At 60.4% G+C, this 16,843-nt stretch carries 16 protein-coding genes and 1 riboswitch; of the genes, 8 read left to right on the plus strand and 8 right to left on the minus strand.

Annotated elements, in window-relative coordinates:
- Positions 1-166: 166 nt before the first annotated feature.
- Complete coding sequence (locus tag AHA_RS06560) at positions 167-1,564, minus strand: alpha-amylase family protein (RefSeq protein ID WP_164927578.1); 1,398 nt, start codon at positions 1,562-1,564, stop codon at positions 167-169.
- A gap of 194 nt (positions 1,565-1,758) precedes the next feature.
- Positions 1,759-2,922 (minus strand): M23 family metallopeptidase, encoded by a 1,164-nt coding sequence (locus AHA_RS06565; RefSeq protein WP_011705217.1) that lies wholly within the window; start codon positions 2,920-2,922, stop codon positions 1,759-1,761.
- A 428-nt stretch (positions 2,923-3,350) separates the two neighbouring features.
- Between AHA_RS06565 and AHA_RS06570 the strand changes: the two genes are divergently transcribed.
- A complete protein-coding gene (locus tag AHA_RS06570) occupies positions 3,351-3,830 on the plus strand; it encodes a GNAT family N-acetyltransferase (RefSeq protein ID WP_011705218.1) in 480 nt (159 codons plus the stop codon).
- A 4-nt stretch (positions 3,831-3,834) separates the two neighbouring features.
- Here AHA_RS06570 and AHA_RS06575 read toward each other — a convergent pair whose 3' ends face one another.
- The gene (locus tag AHA_RS06575; protein ID WP_026080151.1) at positions 3,835-4,377 is read right to left on the minus strand and encodes a DUF1439 domain-containing protein; all 543 of its coding nucleotides are present in this window, start codon (positions 4,375-4,377) and stop codon (positions 3,835-3,837) included.
- A gap of 97 nt (positions 4,378-4,474) precedes the next feature.
- Here AHA_RS06575 and cls point away from each other — a divergent pair, with 97 nt between their 5' ends.
- Positions 4,475-5,956, plus strand: coding sequence for a cardiolipin synthase (cls, locus tag AHA_RS06580; protein ID WP_011705220.1), 1,482 nt, complete (start codon positions 4,475-4,477; stop codon positions 5,954-5,956).
- Positions 5,957-6,051: 95 nt separating this feature from the next.
- Positions 6,052-7,314, plus strand: a complete 1,263-nt coding sequence (locus AHA_RS06585) for a DUF945 family protein (RefSeq protein ID WP_011705221.1) — start codon at positions 6,052-6,054, stop codon at positions 7,312-7,314.
- Positions 7,315-7,383: 69 nt separating this feature from the next.
- Here AHA_RS06585 and purU read toward each other — a convergent pair whose 3' ends face one another.
- A complete protein-coding gene (gene purU, locus AHA_RS06590; protein ID WP_011705222.1) occupies positions 7,384-8,220 on the minus strand; it encodes a formyltetrahydrofolate deformylase in 837 nt (278 codons plus the stop codon).
- A gap of 198 nt (positions 8,221-8,418) precedes the next feature.
- Positions 8,419-8,576: riboswitch (FMN riboswitch) on the plus strand.
- 102 nt (positions 8,577-8,678) lie between these two features.
- On the opposite strand from purU, the gene ribB reads away from it, so the two are divergent.
- Positions 8,679-9,332: a 3,4-dihydroxy-2-butanone-4-phosphate synthase gene (ribB, locus tag AHA_RS06595; protein WP_011705223.1), complete on the plus strand. Its 654-nt coding sequence runs from the start codon at positions 8,679-8,681 to the stop codon at positions 9,330-9,332.
- A 224-nt stretch (positions 9,333-9,556) separates the two neighbouring features.
- A complete protein-coding gene (locus tag AHA_RS06600) occupies positions 9,557-9,799 on the plus strand; it encodes an Lpp/OprI family alanine-zipper lipoprotein (protein ID WP_010634682.1) in 243 nt (80 codons plus the stop codon).
- 140 nt (positions 9,800-9,939) lie between these two features.
- Here the strand turns inward: AHA_RS06600 and AHA_RS06605 are convergent, their stop codons facing one another.
- On the minus strand, positions 9,940-10,788 hold the full coding sequence (locus AHA_RS06605) for a tetratricopeptide repeat protein (RefSeq protein ID WP_011705224.1): 849 nt from the start codon (positions 10,786-10,788) through the stop codon (positions 9,940-9,942).
- Positions 10,785-11,507 carry a 4'-phosphopantetheinyl transferase family protein gene (locus AHA_RS06610; RefSeq protein ID WP_011705225.1) on the minus strand — a complete coding sequence of 241 codons (723 nt, stop codon included), beginning with the start codon at positions 11,505-11,507 and terminating at the stop codon, positions 10,785-10,787. Before AHA_RS06610 ends, AHA_RS06605 begins: the two co-directional genes overlap by 4 nt.
- Positions 11,508-11,782: 275 nt before the next feature.
- Here AHA_RS06610 and AHA_RS06615 point away from each other — a divergent pair, with 275 nt between their 5' ends.
- From AHA_RS06615 to AHA_RS06625, 3 genes are all read left to right on the plus strand, one after another.
- Positions 11,783-12,271, plus strand: coding sequence for a C40 family peptidase (locus AHA_RS06615; protein WP_005298673.1), 489 nt, complete (start codon positions 11,783-11,785; stop codon positions 12,269-12,271).
- Between the two features lie 148 nt (positions 12,272-12,419).
- Positions 12,420-13,376: a 23S rRNA (adenine(1618)-N(6))-methyltransferase RlmF gene (gene rlmF / locus AHA_RS06620; RefSeq protein WP_011705227.1), complete on the plus strand. Its 957-nt coding sequence runs from the start codon at positions 12,420-12,422 to the stop codon at positions 13,374-13,376.
- A gap of 271 nt (positions 13,377-13,647) precedes the next feature.
- Positions 13,648-14,367 carry a MaoC family dehydratase gene (locus AHA_RS06625; RefSeq protein WP_011705228.1) on the plus strand — a complete coding sequence of 240 codons (720 nt, stop codon included), beginning with the start codon at positions 13,648-13,650 and terminating at the stop codon, positions 14,365-14,367.
- A 147-nt stretch (positions 14,368-14,514) separates the two neighbouring features.
- On the opposite strand, the gene AHA_RS06630 is transcribed toward AHA_RS06625, so the two are convergent.
- The gene (locus tag AHA_RS06630; protein ID WP_011705229.1) at positions 14,515-15,513 is read right to left on the minus strand and encodes a DUF481 domain-containing protein; all 999 of its coding nucleotides are present in this window, start codon (positions 15,511-15,513) and stop codon (positions 14,515-14,517) included.
- A 27-nt stretch (positions 15,514-15,540) separates the two neighbouring features.
- A complete protein-coding gene (locus AHA_RS06635) occupies positions 15,541-16,458 on the minus strand; it encodes a L,D-transpeptidase family protein (RefSeq protein WP_011705230.1) in 918 nt (305 codons plus the stop codon).
- Between the last annotated feature and the right edge of the window lie 385 nt (positions 16,459-16,843).

Consider the following 16,843-nt stretch of genomic DNA (forward strand, 5'->3'; position numbering starts at 1 on the left):
TTTCAACGGCTTGCTCCTTCAGCCTCGTTAGCCTTGTTGAGTAAAGCATCACGGCGCGGGCAGAACAAGCCCGCCCTGACCGACCCGTGCACTCGGCCGAGAAAATAGCGGTGACAGACCAAATAAAGAGGCCGCCCGGTGGCGGCCTCGCGCGGCAATGGCCGGTTTACTCCTGCAGCCAGAGGCGGGCGCTGCGGGCGGGAATGGCGACCCGCACCCACTGGCTCTGCACATTGACCACGGCGCTTTGGTCTAGCACGTCCCGATAGTTGCGATACCAGTTCATCTCGAACTTGGCGGTATCGAGCCAGTACTCCTGCTCGTAGTCGCACTTGTTGATGCCGACCAGCCCCTGCTTGCCACGCTTGAACAGCACGAAGCAGTCGCCGCTGCCGACCAGCTGCATGGGTTGGCCCTGCACCGCGTTGTGGAAGCGGATCATCCCCTTGAGGTCGCTGCGCAGGTAATAGTCCTGCCAGCGCAGCCCGTCCTTGGCCTGGGTCTCGCCATGATCCGAATAGACCAGCGGCGAGCCGCCGTCGCGGCCGAGCAGGTAGGCATAGGCCAGCTTCTCGTCGGTCGGGTTCAGGATCTGGTAGCGAAAGCCGTCGTTGGTAGGAATGTCGTGGGTGATGGCGAAGGTGACCGCCCGGCTGCCCGGCAGCGCCTGGCCATAGGCCCCCGGATCTGCCAGCTGGTTCATGCTGCCGCCATAGCCAAGGGCTCCGCGCAGGGAGGCAAACAGCGGGAAGTCATAGGCGCCCTGACCGCTGCTGTCGAGATAGGGCTTGAGGAAGCGCTCGTAATCGTTGCTGCCGGCGCCGCCGGTGGTGATCACCTCGCCGAACACGTGCATCCCCTGCTTTATCTCGGGGGTGAACACGGCGTTGATCTGGTAATCACTCATGTGCTTGACCGCATCGACCCGAAAGCCCTTGATCCCCATCCCCTTGAGCGCCTTGAGGTAGGCCTGCTGCTGGCTCACTACCCAGTTGTTGGGGTCAAGATCCGGCAGCCCCTTGTCGCCCGCGCTGCCGCACAGCCGCCAGTACTGCACGTTGCCCGGATCGTTCCAGTCGCTGATGCACCCTTCCGGGTGGAAGTCCTGGCCGGCGAGCAAGTTCTGGCCCAGATCGCCAAACAGCTTCTGCCGCTCGAAGTAGCCGGGGTTGACGGCATAGCTTTGCAGCAGCTCGCTGCCGGGGTAGTTGAGATCGCTGCGCTTCCAGCTCTCGTTGGCCATGTGGTTGAGCACCACGTCCGCATAGACGGCGATGCCCCGCGCCTGCATGGCGGCGATCAGCTGCTCCAGATCCTGCTTGTTGCCAAGCGGGGTGTCGATGAGGCGCAGGTCCTGGGGTTGGTAACGTGCCCACCACTCGTTGCCCGATGACTTGAGGGGTGGCGAGATGAGCACCTGTTTGTAGCCGGCGGCCTTGATGAGATCGGCCTTGGCGGTGACTTCACTGTATTTCCAGTTGAAGGCGTGCAGTATGACGTCGGCATGTGCCAAAGGCGCGATCAGCATGCCTGCGATCGCCCAGATTCCCGCTGTGTGTTTCATTATTGTCAGTCCTTGTTTTGGGTGCCCAGATGGGCACCCAGAGCCTCACACCGGCCTGTCTTGCCAGCAATCGCCGGGCGGCGATTTTGTGAGCACTTTCAAAGCGGACTGTGCGGATCTGTGACGGCTTGCAAAAAACCGCGCAGGCCGCGTCATTACTGACTTTTCAATCACTTCACCGGGCTGTTTTCGGCTCAGTCAATCCCGTTGTTGTAGAGCGGTTGCCAGGCGCAGTAGCGCTGGCCATTGCGCTGGTTGTAGAGCCAGAAGCGGTTGCAGTTGTCGTCGTAGTTGCTGGCGCCGACGTTGACGGCATAGCTGCTCAGCCGCTGCCCCTGCAGGGACTGGAACACCCCGTTGTAGAGCAGGGAGAAGTGCAGGTGCGGGCCGGTGGAGGAGCCGCCCTCGCACAGCGCCTCGTTGCGGTTGCTGGCATAGGTGCCGATGGGGGTGTCGGCGGCCACGTAGTCGCCGCTGCGCACCGAGATCCCGCTCATGTGGTAGTAGTTGGTGGCCCAGCCGTTGGTGGCGGTGACGCGCACCTGGCAGCGGGAGAAGACGGTGACGGTGCCGCTGTTGGCGGCGGTGACCGTGTAGGTGGCGCCGCCCCAGCCCGGCCAGTCGTAGGAGACATCGATGGAGGAGTAGGGGTAGCCGGAGCCGGTATGGGAGTGGGCGCCATTGGCCTTCCAGCTGTAGCCCTGGCGCCAGGGCAGCTGGAACTGGCCGCCGGCCAGCGGTGCGGCGGGGGCGGCCGCGCCGCCCCTGGGAGAGGTCATGGCGTCCTGACCGAACAGGGTCTGCCACTGCTCACCGAGCTGGCGCTGCATTGACGTGCTCAGCATGCTGGCGAGGGCAGCCTGGTGCGCAGCCTGTGGCGCCAGGGCGGGGGCGCTGCGCTGCATAAGTTTTTGCTGGGCGCGGGCCTGATAGAAGCGCTCGGAGAGCTGGCGCGCCATCAGCTCCAGCTGGTTGTCAAAGCCCCTGGCATTGACCAGTTTGGCGAACGGCGCCGCCATGGCCTGCTCGGAGGGAGCCGAGATGAGCTGGCTGCTCGCCTCCATCAGAGCCAGCAGCAACTGGGGGTTGAGGCTGGTGATGCCGCTCCAGTGCAGGATCACCTCCTCCTTGGGCAGCAGGTGGGGCGCCTGTTGCAGCAAAAAGTCGTGCAGATCGAAGGCCATGGCCGCCTCGCCGAACACGAAGTGGGCCTCATCCAGGGGGAGGGCCGGGGTCTGACTGGCGGCAAGCTGCTGCGCCGTGAAGTGATAGGGGGCAAGCGGGGCATGGATGTCGCCGGCCCAGCCGGCGGCGGGAAGCAGGGCCAGCATCAGCAGGGAGGGGATCGGTCTGGACATGATAACTCCTTGGCAAAGTGGTGAGGTGTCGGTGTGGGGATGGACCCACGCGGGCAACAACAGCGCGAGGCTATGCCAAGGCTTCACCATAGGGGCAAATGCCAAAGTTGCTATTCAAATGGGGCTTTTTGTGCGGAGGGATAGCGGCATCTGTTTGTTAACAAATGTTTACGAAAAGGGTTTGTAGAGCCAAATCAGTGAGTTGCGGGCCAAGAAATGGCGGGCAGTCGTAAAGGGCAGGGAAGAGGCGCAAACAGTGTCTGCCACTGGCTTGCCGTGATAGGATCGCCACTGGCCAGACCGGCTGACGGCATGTTAAAAATTATGCAACTCGGTGTGGTTATTGGCTTTTTTGTTATTAAAAGCCGTGATATCGTCAATCTGGTCGGATCTCTGCGACCGACATCAATGTATGAGGACCGGGCCGAATGGCCATGGATGGAACGGGTGTGATAGGCAAGCGGGCGATGGAACTCACGTTCGAAGAGTACTGTGATGCAGACCTTTCCCTGATCAGGGATTACTACGAAACCACTTTCTCCCACTATGTGCCGGATCTGGCCGAGCGGATCTTCGTGGTACGCGACGCCCACTGGCTGGTGGGAGCCGTGCGCCTGCGCGACGAACAGGATTACTACCACCTGTGTGGTTTTCGTCTGCTGCCCCACTACCAGTCGCTGGGGCTGGGCTCGCGCCTGTTGCAGCACGCCTGCAACGATCTGCAAGACAAGCCGGTGGTGTGTCAGGCCTTGCCGTTTGAAAAGCCGTTCTACCTCAAGGCCGGCTTCGCCGACCTGCCCCTGCATGAACTGGAGGGGCCGCTCTTCTCGCTTTATGACCAGCAGCGCGAACAGGGTTACCAGATCGAGCTGCTGGTGCGCCAGGCCAAGGCCCCGGTCTACAACTGACGACTCACTGGGGCTTGGTCAACAGGTGGATCTTGCCCGGTGACAGCTCCAGCCCCAACAGATTCTCCTTCAGCCAGGCCTGGTTCGGATCCTTGTCGTTGAGCCGATAGACCGGCTGGGTCTCCAGCCGCTTTTCCATGCTCTGCAGCAGCATGCCGAGCATGAAGCCGAACTTCTGCTGCGCCGCCTCCGGCTCCAGCTTGTATTCAATCAACTTCATGTTGTCGAGGAACAGCGCGCTCTGCGCCTTGTCGTAGCGCGGTCTCGCCTCATAGGTCATGTTCAGCCGCGCGTCGTACTCGGTCTGATCCGGCAGGGCGATCTTGAGCTTGCCCTTGCCATAGACCCTGGCGGTGTCCGGGCTCTGGCGCCCGATCTGGACATCGCTCTGCTCGAGCTGCACATGAGCCTTGATGATGCCGGGCAGCTCCAGCTGTTTGTTCACTTGCACCTGGGATTGCAGGTACTGGTTTATCTGTTGCTCATTGATGTCATATGAGCCTTGACCTAGCATGGCCAGACTGAGCAGCATAGATTGCAGGATCATGCTAACGACCTGATAGAATGGGTGTGTTTTACAGCATACCATCCTGGCTTCGCGGGATCTGCCCACCGCATTTCACTCGTCTGTAAAAGGAGTTCTCGTGATCAACGGTCTGGAGCACGACATCCAACTGCTGTTTTCCCAGTTCCTCGGCTGGTTGCTGCTGCTGTTTCACACCGTGATCGTGGCGGGGGTTTCATTTCGGGTGGTGATGAAACGGCGCCCCATCGGGGTCTCGCTGGCCTGGCTCGCCCTCATCTATGCCATCCCGTTTGCCGGGGTCGGTTTTTACGTGCTGTTCGGCGAGATCCGCCTCGGCCGGCGCCGCGCCGAGCGGGCGCAGGCCATGTACCGCCCTTACGCCATCTGGATCCGCCAGCTGGCCCGGCTCTTCCCCCAGCACTGCTGCGAGGTGGGGGAGAAGGCCCAGCCGCTGCACGATCTGATCCAGGGCCGATTGGCCATGCCCATGCTCTCCGGCAACCGGATGACGCTGCTGAGCAAGCCGGAAGCCATCCTGCGCGAGATAGTGCGCGACATCCGCCAATCCTCCCAGTCCTGCTACCTGGAGTTCTACATCTGGCACCCGGGCGGCGACACCGACGAGGTGTGTGAAGCGCTGATGGAAGTGGCGGCGCGCGGCGTGGATTGTCGCTTGCTGCTCGATTCCATGGGCAGCAAGACCTTCTTCCGCTCATCCTGGCCGAAAAAGCTGCGCAAGGCCGGGGTCAAGCTGGTGGAGGTGCTGCCGGTCGGTGCCTGGCGCATCCCGTTCCAGCGTCAGGACCTGCGCATGCACCGCAAGCTGGTGGTGATCGATGACCGGGTCGGGTACACCGGTTCCATGAACATGGTGGATCCCCGCTTCTTCAAGCAGAACGCCGGGGTCGGCCAGTGGGTCGACATCATGATCCGGGTACAGGGGCCCATGGTGCCGCTGATGTGGTCCATCTTCGTCTGGGACTGGGAGATGGAGACCGGCGAGCGGCTGCTCGACAGCCTGCAGCACGAGCCGGAGGCCTGGCCCCAGAGCAACTACCGGGCCCAGCTCATTCCATCCGGCCCCTTCGTCGGCGGCGACTGCATCCAGCAGAGCCTGCTGCTGGCCATCTACCAGGCTCGCCACCATCTGGTGCTGACCACCCCCTACTTCGTGCCGGATGATCCGCTGGCGGCGGCGCTCTCCTCGGCGGCGGCCCGCGGCGTGCAGGTGCAGCTGGTGCTGCCGGCGCGCAACGACTCCCTGATGGCCAATTACGCCTGCAACGCCTTCATGGAAGAGCTGCTGGAGGCGGGGGTGGAGGTCTATCGCTATGACGCCGGCCTGCTGCACACCAAGAGCGTGCTGGTGGATGACGACTTCGCCCTGGTGGGCACGGTCAACCTGGACCGGCGCAGCCTCTGGCTCAACTTCGAGGTGACCCTGCTCATCGACAACCCGGTGTTCGTCGCCGAGATGACCCAGCTGGTGCAGGGCTACATGATAGAGGCGACCCCCATGTCGCTGGCCAAGTGGCGGGCACGTCCCTGGTACAAGAAGGTGATGGAGAACATGTTCTACCTGTTCAGCCCCTTGTTGTGACATCACTTAATTGCGGCAGGCGCCGAATTGCGCTTGCCTAGCCCCAAGCTGGCCCCGTAGAGTGCGGCAATCACTCCCTGGAGAAACAGAAGAAGATGAAGAAGCGAGTAGCGCTGGCCGTCACGGCGGCCTTGGTGGTGGGTGGGCTGGGTGCCTGCTGGTACACGGGCAACACGTTCGATCGCATCATGGCCGAGCAGATCGCCAAGGTGAAGCAGGAGAGCGGCGTCGAACTGAGCTGGCAGCCGAGCTCGAGCAACCTGTTTGCCCGCGACGGCGTGTTGAAGGTGGTGGTCACCCCGCAGACCCTGGCCAGCCTGGATGGTCAGCTGGAGGGGAGTGAGCCGGTCGAGGCGCAGTTCATCGTCAACAGCCGCATCCTGCCGCTCTACATCAAGAGCCACATGCTGCTCGACACCAAACAGGGTTCGCTGGCGCCGGTGTTCAACGCCTTCAAGATGGAGCAGTGGCAGTTCGGCATCGAGTCGGTCAGCAGCCTGTGGACCGCCAGCAACAGCAGCCGCTTCTGGGCCAACGAGTTCAAGATCAAGCAGGGGCTCGACGAGTTCAACTTCCTGCCGATGAAGGGCGACTATCACGGCGATCTGGAAGGCAACGGTCACGTCACCTTCCACTGGCAGGGCATGACGGTGCACGAAGAGCAGAACAAGATGGACATGGTGCTGGCCGAGCTCAAGGGCAGTGCCGACATGGCCGAGATCAGCGGCATCTGGCTCTCTCCGCGCAGCGACATGACCCTCTCCGCGCTGTCAGTACAGCTGCCTGACAGCGTCAAGGTCTCCCTGCAGGGGCTGACCACCGAAACCCAGTTGGCGGGGGATGATGCCCAGACTCTCTCCAGCAGCTACCAGATGAAGGTGGATACCCTCAATCTGGAGAACGAGACCGACAACCTGGCGCTGACCCAGAGCAAGCTGGCCCTCAATCTGAAGGGGCTGGATCTGGAAGGCTATCAGGCGCTGCAGGCCTCCAGCGGCCAGGGCGTGGAAGAGGAGGCGATCCAGCAGGCGCTGGACAAGATGCTCAAGCGTGGCGCCACGCTGGAGCTGGTGGACTTGAGCTCCCACCTCAATGGCGAGCCGGTGGCCATGAAGGGCGACATCAAGCTGGCGGCTACCTCGCTGGAGCAGCTGTTCAACAGCGAAGAGGGCATGCACGCGCTCTCCGGCCTGCTGCACGCCAACCTGAGCGGCAAGCTGGGCAAGGCGGTGCCGCAGCTGGCGCCCATGCTGGATCAGTTCGCCGCCATGGGTTACCTCAAGGCGGACAAGGAGCAACTGACGGCCGAGCTCAAGCTCGACAAGGGTGCCATGACCGTCAACGGTCTGCCGCTCTGATTGACGTTGCTTTAGTGCACATACAACAAAGGCTCCCGTGGGAGCCTTTGTTGTTTTCAGTGGCCGGGATTACTTGAATACCACCGTCTTGTTGCCGTAGACGAACACCCGCTCGTTCAGCACCAGCTCCAGTGCCCGGCTCAGCACCGATTTCTCCACGTCGCGGCCAGCCTTGGCCATGTCGTCGGCGCTGAAGGTGTGATCGACGTGGATCACGTCCTGCTCGACGATGGGGCCCTCATCCAGATCGTCGGTGACGAAGTGGGCGGTGGCGCCGATCAGCTTGACCCCGCGATCGAAGGCCTGACGATAGGGGCGGGCACCGATGAAGGCGGGCAGGAAGGAGTGGTGGATGTTGATGATCTTGCGCGGATAGGCCTCGACGAAACTCGGGGTCAGCACCCGCATGTACTTGGCCAGCACCACGTAGTCGGGCTGGTAGCCGTCGATGATGGCGCGCACCTGCTCTTCGTGCTCGGTGCGGCTCAGATCCTCGTGGCTGACGGTGTGGAACGGAATGTCGAACTTGCCGGTCAGCTCGGCGAGGGTGTCGTAGTTGCCGATCACCGCGACTATGTCCATGTCCAGCGCACCGGCGTAGTTCTTCATCAGGATGTCGCCGAGGCAGTGGGTCTCCTTGGTCACCAGGATGACGATGCGCTTCTTGCCGGCCTTGACCAGCCGGCGCTGGGCTCCGGCGGGGAGGGCATCATCGAGGTCGGCCAGCAGGGTCTCGTCGTTGAAGCGTCCCTCCAGCTCGGTGCGCATGAAGAAGCGGCCATTTTCGTGATCCACGAACTCGTCGTTCTTGTTGATGTTGAGCTGGTGCTTGTAGCAGATGTTGGTGATCTTGGCGATGAGGCCCTTGGCGTCCGGGCAGTCCGTCAGCAGTATTTTCTTTTCCATCTCTGTCATGATTCCGTTTGTGTTGTTGGCGCCTGAGTCTGCGCAGGCTGCGCGTTTTTTCAGGCACTATGCCACAAACAAAATCAGAAAAGACAGTGCGCCGTGTGCCCTGATGCAATGCGGCCACAAGCGGTACGCTATTCATCTTTGATGGGTTTTGGGCTGGTATCCTGCGTTTTTTTTCTTTACGCTGTCTGCGCTTATTCTCAGGGCGGGGTGAAATTCCCCACCGGCGGTATCCCGATGTGACTCGGGGAGCCCGCGAGCGCCCGACCCGGTATTGCACCGGGACGGGGTCAGCAGATCCGGTGAGATGCCGGAGCCGACGGTCATAGTCCGGATGAAAGAGGATAAGACAGATATTGCAGGCAAGCCCCATGGGCCGGCCGCTGCATACCTATCTCTGTCTGCCTTTCCATGCCCTGATTCTGGTCCTTGTCTTGTTTAGGAGTCTTACCATGAATCAGTCTCTTCTCAGTGAATTTGGTGATCCCATTGCCCGTGTCGAAGCGGCGCTAGCGGCTCTGCGTGCCGGCCGCGGCGTGCTGGTGGCCGACGATGAAGATCGGGAGAACGAAGGGGATCTCATCTTCGCCGCCGAGTCCATGACCAACGAACAGATGGCGATGATGATCCGCGAGTGTTCCGGCATCGTCTGCCTCTGCCTGACCGATGAGCGGGTACGTCAGCTCGAACTGCCGATGATGGTGGAGGCCAACTCCAGCCATTATCAGACCGCCTTCACCGTGACCATCGAAGCGGCGCAGGGGGTGACCACCGGCGTGTCGGCGGCCGATCGCATCACCACCATCCGGGCCGCCATCGCCGATGGAGCCAGACCGTCCGATCTGCACCGCCCGGGCCACGTCTTCCCGCTGCGGGCTCGCACCGGCGGGGTGTTGACCCGTCGCGGCCACACCGAAGCCACGGTCGATCTGATGCAGCTGGCCGGACTCAAACCGTTCGGGGTGTTGTGCGAACTGACCAAGGAAGATGGTTCCATGGCGCGGCTGCCGGATCTGGTGGCATTCGGTCGCCAGCATCAGATGCCGGTGCTGACCATCGAGGATCTGGTGCAATATCGTCAATTGCTGTCAGAACGTTCAGCCTGAGCCTCATACGAAATTGTAATAAGCCCAAAATTTGGTTACGCTTTGTGCGAACCTCATCCAGAGACCCTCATTTTTGGCTTAACTTTGCACAAAAAGTGTACGTTTAAAAAAAAATGAGGGTTTTAATGCATTTATCTGTGATGGGGCCTATCCAAACTATGATTTTTTTGTGCCATAATCACGCCGCTTGCTAAACGTCTGGCGAGTTAAAGGGAGCTTTTAAAATGAAAAAAATGTTGTTGGTAGGTGTTGTTGGTCTGTCCGCTCTGCTGGGCGGTTGTGCAAACACCAGCGAACTGGAAACTTCCGTTCAGAATCTGTCTAACAAAGTTGACCAACTGGCTCAAGATGTTAGCGCTGTTCGTGCTGATCAATCCAAGATCGCTGCTGATGTTGCAGAAGCCAAGCAAGAAGCTATGCGTGCTAACCAGCGCATCGACAACATGGCTACTTCCTACAAGAAGTAATCCATGCGAAAAAATGGCGCAGTTATGCGCCATTTTTTTTGCCTGAAATTCGTCAAATTCCCGCGTTTTCCCCTCTGATGCTCGCCTGACAAGGCAATGCCGATCACTCGGCATCACCCCGTTTTTCATTCCCGCATCGATCAGTAGAGCAGGCTGTAGAGCTTGCGACGGTAGCTCTGCGCCGCCGGGTTGCTGCCCATGGTGGTCAGGATGTCGAGATAGGTCTTCTTGGCATCACCGAAGGCGAGATCCTGCTTGAGGATGGTAAACAGCAGCGTCAGCGCCTCTTCCTGCCGGCCGGCCTGGCTGTATTGCACCGCCAGCTCCTGGGCCAGGGCAAAGTTGTCCGGCTCCTGCTGGTGACGGGCTTCCAGCGCCCGCAGCTCCGGGCTGTCGGCGGCCTGCTGGGCCAGTGCCAGCCGGGATGTCAGGGTCTGGTAGTGATCGTCCTGGGCGATCATCGGGATTTTGCCCAGCCGTTCCTGTGCTTCGTCCAGCAGATTGAGATCGAGCGCCGCCTGAATAAGCCACAGGCTGATGTCGTGGCGCTCCGGTGCCAGCTGATGGGCCTTGCCGAGATGGGCATAGGCAAGGTCCGCCTGACCCTCCGCCAGCGCCTGCTGTCCCTGTTCGAACAGCAACTCCTCCTCCTTGGGGGCGAAGGCGGCAAAGTAGTGGCGCAAGGTAGCTTCGTCCTGTGGGCCTTCCAGAATGGCCTGCTCGTCAGGGCGGCCCTGGTGGAACAGTACCAGCGCCGGCAGGGCGCGCAGGCCGAGCTGGCCAGCCAGCGGCTGCAGCTGCGGATCGTTCATGTCCACCCTGGCCAGGGTCACCTGGGGATTGGCCGGGCCGACCAGCGCTTCCACCAGCGGGGTCATGGCCTGACACTCCGGCCTCTGGGGGGCGTGGAAATAGATGACGATCGGCTTTTTCATGGAAGCATCGATCAGGGCGCTTTGGAAATTCTGGGGATGGATGTCGACGATCATGAGGCTGACTCTTGGAAAATGGTGTGAGTTAACATGGGGTTGATGGGCACAGAATTCAAGCTGCCATCGAGCAGCCAGCCGTTGACGGTGAGGGTCGGTGCCGCCAGGCTGAGCCAGCCCCGGCCGATGGGCCAATCCTGTACCCGGTAATCCTGTTCATCGAGTTGGTTGTCGAGCCGCCACGCTTCCTCTGGCACGAAGTGCACCTTGTCGAGACCGGCGGCAATGCCGGCGCCGTGGGCCTTCAATACCGCCTCCTTGCGCGACCAGAACCGATAGAAGGCCGACTCTTGCTCCGCCTCGGGCAGGGCGAGCAGCCACTCATATTCACTCTGCGCATAAAAACGGCGGGCCAGTGGCAGAGTCTGGCGGCGCCGCTGACCCATCTCTATGTCCACTCCGAGCGGGCCGGCGGCACAGAGGGCAATCGCCAGCCAGTCACCGCTGTGGCTGAGGTTGAACTGCCAGCGCCCGTCGCTCAGTGCCGGCTTGCCGTGCGGGTTGCTGCAAAACTGCAGCGCATCGGGGCGGCACAGCAGGCGCTCGGCCAGCAGCCGTCGCAGCAAGCCACGGCTGAGCAGGTACTCCTGGCGGCGTGCCGGCTGACCGATGGACTGCCATGTCTGCCGTTCTTCGGGGGAGAGCAAGGTTTGCAGCAGGCTCAGCTGGTCGGCGTCCGTGTTTGCCGGTTTTAACAAATAGAGATCCACAGAGATCATAATTTTTCACTTAAAAAGCATGCTGAAACAGCGATAAAAGTCAGTTTGATCCGGCCTGGGTGGCCCCTTTCGAGATTGTATATTGTTTGGCCACGATCACATTAATCAGGAAAAATAATGCATTTCCTTGCAGAAATGTGATGTCGATAGGGATTTTCGCTTGCCTCGATAGAATTCTTGGATATAGTCGGGTGCTGTTGCCTTATAAATTGCCCATTCGGGCCGTATTTTAACAAGTTTTACTATTTTGCGGGGATAAAGGATTGCGCCACCTGATGCTACTGCTGGTCGCGCTCGGAATGGTGGGTTGTGCCTCGGCACCCCAGCCCGAGGTCGCGAGCAAGATCGAAGTTTCCATGATGGAACCCGTTATTGAACCGGAAGCTTCGCAAACCCCAGATGTAAACGAAATCCTGACAGTATACAAAGAGTGGCGCGGTGTTCCTTACCGCATGGGCGGCAGCAGCCAGCGCGGCATCGATTGTTCCGCCTTCGCCCGTGAAGTGTTCCGCAACGCCGTCGGCATCGAACTTCCCCGTGATACCCGCTCCCAAGTCCATGAAGGCACCCGCGTTTCCAAGCAGGATCTGGTCGAAGGTGACCTGGTTTTCTTCAAGATCAATCGCCGTCTCAATCATGTCGGCATCTATGTGGGCAATGGTGAATTCATTCACGCCTCCACCCGCGCCGGGGTAACGCGCTCCAAGCTCGACAGCTCCTACTGGCGCAGCAAATTCTGGCAGGCACGCCGGATCGACATCTGAGTCAGGCTGGACAAACGGCTCGCAGTACGGACTGTTTTTCCAACCTCACTTGAACCGGGCTCGACAGCCCGGTTTTTTATGGCCGTCATTTAGACTTTCCGGGGCCAAGTCACTATAGTGTGGGCCCGTTTTCCTCGGCAGGCCCAGCATGAAGACCCATTCCGACCGTAAATCCGGATTGCATCCACGCAATCGCCATCAGGCTCCCTATGATTTCGATGCGCTCTGTCAGCGCACCCCCGAGCTGCAACCCTTCGTGTTCGTCAACGAGCACGGCACCCAGACCCTGGACTTTGCCGATCCGGCTGCCGTCAAGGCGCTGAACAAGGCGTTGCTGGCGCTGCACTATGGCATTGCGCACTGGGATCTGCCGGCCGGCTATCTTTGCCCGCCCATTCCGGGGCGGGTGGATTATCTGCATCGGGTGGCCGATCTGCTGGCCGAGAGTGCCGGCAAGGTGCCGACCGGCAAGGGCGTGCGGGTGCTGGATATCGGGGTTGGTGCTAACTGCATCTATCCGCTGCTGGGTGCCCGCGAATATGGCTGGCGCTTCGTCGGCTCCGACATCGATCCGGTGTCGGTCAAGGCCGCTACCCTGCTGGCCAAGAGCAACGGGCTGGGCAGCCAGATCGAATGCCGTCTGCAGGGCAAGGCCGGCGACATTTTTCAGGGGATTGTGGCGCAGCGCGAGCGTTTTGCGCTGACCCTCTGCAATCCTCCCTTTCATGCTTCACTGGCAGAGGCGAGCAAGGGAACGGAGCGCAAGCTGCGCAACCTGGGCAAGGAGGCGACGGCCAAGCCGGTGCTCAATTTCGGCGGTCAGAAGGCCGAGCTCTGGTGTGAAGGGGGGGAGGCCGCCTTTCTGGCCAGCATGATCACTCAGAGCAAAGCATTCGCCAGCCAGTGCCTCTGGTTCAGCTCACTGGTGTCAAAAAAAGAGAACCTGCCGGCAGCGAAGCAGGGACTGAGCCGGATCGGGGCCCGTCAGGTGAGGGTGCTCGAGATGGCCCAGGGCAACAAGATCAGCCGGGTCCTGGCCTGGTCTTTCCAAGACGAGGCTGCCAGCAGGCAGTGGTGGTCGCCAATGGCGCACGATAACGCCTGAGCCGGCTGAAGCGGGACGACGACAAGGGGCATGCCGATGGTATGCCCCTTGTTTTTTGGGGAGCGCCAGTGGCCAGTCTGGGTCGATACCCGGCACCCATGACAATCGTTTTTCCCCTTGTGGCATCTGGGCTGGCGCCTGCATGTTAGTGATCACTTTCACCCTCGGTACAGTTGTACGCTGAGATTTTTTTGCACTTGCAGTTGAAACTTTCATAAAATAGGACTGGTTAGACCTCTTTACAGGCTTTGAATCGAATAGGGATCGGTACATGAAAGTTGTCGATTTTCTGAAGCGCAAGCGCGAAATACTGGCGCAGCACCCCTTTGAGCTCAAGGATTGGCTCTCTCCGGCGATCCGCGACTACTGGCGTGAGTTTCAGCAAAAGGCACACCTCCACCCTCTGCTGGGCCGGGTGCTGGATTTGCAGAGCGACAGCCAGTCCACACAGCAACAGCAGGGCGCGGCGCAAGCCGTCAATGGCCAGCCCGTGCCGCTGGATACCCCTGCCGTCGAACTCAGCGGTGAGGCAGCCGCTCTGTTTGCCACCCTGCAGGAGCGCATCGGCGAAGAGACCCATGTCGGTGAGTGGTTGCTGGTCAGCCAGCAGATGATCAACGAGTTTGCCGCCGTGACCGGCGACAACCAGTGGATCCACACCGATCCGGAGCGCGCAGCGGCCGAGTCACCGTTCAAAACCACCATTGCCCATGGCTTCCTGACCCTGGCGTTGTTGCCGCGGTTGACGGGCAGCATCAACGAGGCCGCCCCCGAGTTTCCGACCGCCCGCATGGTGGTGAACTTCGGCCTGGATCAGGTGCGTTTCCCGTACCCCATCAAGGTGGACAGCAACATCCGCGCCCGCACCAAGCTGGCTCGGGTTACCCCGATCAAGGGCGGGCTGGAGCTGCTCAAGGAGATCAAGGTCGAGATCGAGGGTATTCGTCGCCCAGGCTGCGTCATTGAATCGGTCACCCGGATCTACTTCTGATGAGGTGACGGTGTCACCCGCTGGCATGAATCGTATTGAAAAAAACAGGCTCACCTCGGTGAGCCTGTTTTTTTATGGCGTTTGCTGTACTTGCCTATGTCGCCTCTATATAGGCGCCACTCGCGCATCCATGACTTGCCCCGAGGGCTAGAAGCTGGCCCCCAGGCTTATCAGATGACGCCACTCTTTGCCTGATAAGGGTGTTTGCACACCTTGATAGTCCAACCTGGAGTCTTCCCAATCGAGCTCGCTCGACCAGGAGAGGCGCAGATGATCGTTGAAGTAGTAGCGCATCCCCAGGCTACCCTGCACGGCCTGCTCTCGGGTGATGTAGGGGGATGGCTGGTCCAGATAGCGCTTGTAGTTACCCTTGCTGAACAGCTCCAGTTGCTCCGACCAGAGCGCGATGGGTTGGCGGTAGTCCCAGCCAAGGCCCATCAGGGGGTAGTTGATGATCCTGTCGTTGAACAGATCGATGATAAAGATGGTGTTGATGTCATCCGGCCGGAAGTAGGATCGCTCCAGTCCGGCCTGGCTGATCAGCTCCAGCCGTCGCCGCTTGTCGTTCCAGAACCGGTAACCAGGTCCGGTCACATAACCCACATCCATGTATTCGGGGCTCAGCATCTGGTATTCAAAGTCGACGGCGGTGCGCAGAAACCAGCGCTGATCGAAGAAGAAGTCCAGCATGGGCTTGAGCCGGTACTCATGGCTGTTGGTGACGTTGTTGGCGGTCTCGTAGATGTACTCCCCATCCAGCGTATAGCGCCAGTCGAGGTTGGCCACCTCGGTGGAGGCTTTCAGGTTGACGTTGTTGGTCTGCTTGTCGCTGTGCTTGAGCTTGACGTTCAGATCGCTGCTGCCGCTCCACAGCCAGGCTTTCTGGTCATCCGGCGTCAGGGCCAGCAGGGTAATGCCGGTCTTGACGGTCGGTTTGGGTTTGTCCTGCTTCTCGATGCGCCAGCGCTTGACCGCTTCGCGCTTGACGGTGATGGGGGCGCTGTAAGGGAGCGCGATGCGCACTTGCTGGTCACCTATCTCCTCTATGGTGCCGGTCAGCCGGTCACCGTTGTCCATCCAGAGGATGTCGGCCGATACCGCCGGGCTCAGCAGCAGGGCCAGCAGAAAAAAAATGCGGTAGCTCATGAAGATCCTCGTGAACATGGTTGGCCATCAGCCGCTGACGGGACGGGGGATACCGTTCTTGCTGTTTAGCACGCCGGCGGCCTTGTCACCATCGACTTCCGGTTTGGCGATGAAGGCCTCCACCTCAGGGGAGAGGATCAATGGGGCGCCCTGTTCCAGCTCCAGTTCGGTACGGGAGAGCGGGGAGTGCACCTCCAGCCAGTGACGGCCATCGGGCTCGATGGCGGTTTTGACCGGCTGGTTGATCACCCGCACCTGAGTGCCGATGGGGACAATCTTGAACAGGGCCTCGATGTCGTCGGGGCGCAACCGAATGCAGCCGGCGCTGACCCGCAGACCGACGCCAAAATCCTTGTTGGTGCCGTGGATGAGGTAGTCCTGCTTGCCATAACCGAGGCGCATGGCGAACTTGCCGAGGGGATTGTCGGGACCGGGCGGCACCACCGCCGGCAGGGTGATCCCCTTTTGCTCCAGCCAGGACTTGCGCACCATGGGGCCGGGCACCCAGGTCGGATTGGGGTTCTTGGCGATCACTGTGGTGGTCATCTCAGGCGTCTCCCGCCCTATGTCGCCAATGCCGATGGGCAGCACCATCACTTCGTTTTTGCCTTTCGGGAAGTAGTAGAGGCGCAGCTCCGGCAGATTGATGACGATGCCCTCGCGAGGCACATTCGGCAGCAGCATCTGGGTTGGCAGGGTCAGCCGGGTGCCCGGTTTTGGTAAATAGGGGTCAACCCCTGGATTGGCTTCGAGCAGCGCCAGAAAACCAATCTGGGTGTGCTTGCCGATGAGCTCAAGATGTTCATCTGGCTGGACTATGTAGTCCTCCAGTTCGCCGATCAGGCGGCTGCCTGCCGGGGGCAGCGGATAGGTGGTGGCGAGGACCGGAGCCGTCAGCAGGCTGGCGGCCAGCGCCAGCAATGAGAGGGTTCGTGCTATGAACATGTACTTCCTGTCTGATTGAGATGAGGGGGCAGCGAGGCGACCGCCCTGGGTAAAAGGGGGAAATTGTCAGTCAAACGGGTGACGATTGCCAGCTTGGCTGCCAGGGTTACAGCCGGGTCCCGACATGGTAATCCATCATTTTGACCGTTTCTTGCCCGTTTTTAATGCAAGGCAGCATAACCTGCAATGAACAGCATGCCTGGAGGGGCGTGGGAGAGGGGATGAGTGGTGAGTAGCGCCGGAAGCACCCATACAGGGAGAATGTCTCGGCGTCAGTGCTGCAACGACAGCAGGCACGACGGCGGAGAACATCTCGCCACCGGGCATGCGCTCATCTGCTGGTTTTATGTGCAGTCGTTTGATCTTTAAAGATATTCAAGTTGAT

The organism is Aeromonas hydrophila subsp. hydrophila ATCC 7966, assembly GCF_000014805.1.
Taxonomy (GTDB): domain Bacteria; phylum Pseudomonadota; class Gammaproteobacteria; order Enterobacterales; family Aeromonadaceae; genus Aeromonas; species Aeromonas hydrophila.